General features: G+C 59.4%; 2 protein-coding genes. Both read right to left on the bottom strand.

Annotated elements, in window-relative coordinates:
• The coding region (locus tag U9978_RS23925; protein WP_322763401.1) for an RHS repeat-associated core domain-containing protein at nucleotides 1-326 on the bottom strand (326 nt) is incomplete at its 3' end.
• A 794-nt stretch (nucleotides 327-1,120) separates the two neighbouring features.
• On the bottom strand, nucleotides 1,121-1,414 hold the full coding sequence (locus U9978_RS24245) for an HNH/endonuclease VII fold putative polymorphic toxin (RefSeq protein WP_416211128.1): 294 nt from the start codon (nucleotides 1,412-1,414) through the stop codon (nucleotides 1,121-1,123).
• Nucleotides 1,415-1,585: the final 171 nt, after the last annotated feature.

Here is a 1,585-nt window from a genome sequence, read left to right as displayed (position 1 = left end):
TCGGTGGAATCGTATCGGGCGGTCTCGGGGTCGTAGTAGCGGTGGACGTTGTAGTTCGCACCGGTTTCGGGGTCGTGGTACTGGCCCGGGAAACGCAGCGGGCAGTCGACGCCACCGGCGGAAGACGATGGCGGGCCGGCGCCCCACAGGGTGCTCCGGGCCCGCCAGGCGAGATCCCCGTCGGGGTCGAGGAGTTCGGTGGACGTGCCGACGAGATCGGTGACGATGGCATAAAACCGGGCGTCGAACCACGCCTTCTCGGCGGTGTCGTCGCAGGACAGGACGCTCGCGAACTGTTCTTCCTGCTGACCAACCTCCTCGACCACCCATCCGGCACCGGCGCTGGCCGCGGCCTACCACTGGCGGTGGGTCGGCTCGAAGACCTCGCTGAAGGAAGCCAAATCGACGCTGCACGGCGCCAGCCCCTCCACCGGGCCGATGCTCCGCTCGGTATCTCCCACCCTGGTCGCCCAGCTCGGCCTGCAAAGCGTCCGAGGATACCGTCTCCCCACGTTCGCGGTCAGGGCGAGCCTCGCCAAAGCCCTCAAGCGCCTCGTCCCGGCCCTTCTACCAGAGCTGATGCACTGATTGGTTGAGACCGCCGTCAGATTTTACTCTCGTGAAACCGCGATTCTTGAAAGAATTAGGCCCAAAGAGCTGTCCCGACATTAGAATCCTGCCTACTTGAGGACAATGCAAACCAGCCATGTACAGTCTTCTTCCGAGGTCACACCCAACACCACATGGCCATCGCGGGCCATTGCAACGAACTCTGGTTCGCCAGGATATGCGGTGAGTGTTTCCGCAAGACGAGAATCTGGCGAGGCACGGACAATCGCCCACGGCAATGAATCACCTTCTCCGGTGACACTAATCAAGAATGAGCCGTCGTTAGAGACGACACCGCGAGATTTGGCCAACTTCCACCATTGCCTATCAACCTCTTCGAGGTTATCGTCCCTACCGTCCTCTACTACAGCTTCCGGTACAACAGCGCCACTTATTACGTACTTCCAGGCCTGGAAAGGTTTAACTCCACCACCCGAGAGAGCGGAACCGAGCGGAATCAGTCCCGCCGTCCGAAGTATCCGCTCACGGGAAGCCTCGCTAGTGGTTGACATTACATTCCCTTCGGGTATAAGAGATGGTGCTTGCCTCCAATTTGTTGATACCTCTCAAAATCCCTGCTACCACCCCATCCAAAATCTACGCCGGCCCGACTTGGATCACCACCTTTAGGTTGTCCCGCATGGAAGTGTGGTCCCCTGCTAGGATCATTCGTGTGCTCGGCAAGAACCCGTGAGCCATTCTCCGTCTCAAACTGCATGTAATGACCCTGTGCACCCACATCCTCTGAGTATCGGTAATCGGATGTTCCTCGACGTAAAGGATCGCCGCCAACTTTCCACTGCAAGTCGGGCGCAGCGCCTCGAGGGATTCCCGCACGATCGTAGGCAGCATCCAATGCTTCCTGACGTGTCCTGAAAGGTATGTCGTACGGGGCGAGGCCGAGGGGGTCGGTGGAGTCGTATCGGGCGGTCTCGGGATCGTAGTAGCGATGATAGTTGTAGTTTGCGCCGGTTTC

Origin of the sequence: Protofrankia sp. Cr2 (assembly GCF_963555885.1) — a bacterium.
Lineage (GTDB): Bacteria > Actinomycetota > Actinomycetes > Frankiales > Frankiaceae > Protofrankia.
This window is presented reverse-complemented; position numbering and strand designations above follow the sequence as displayed.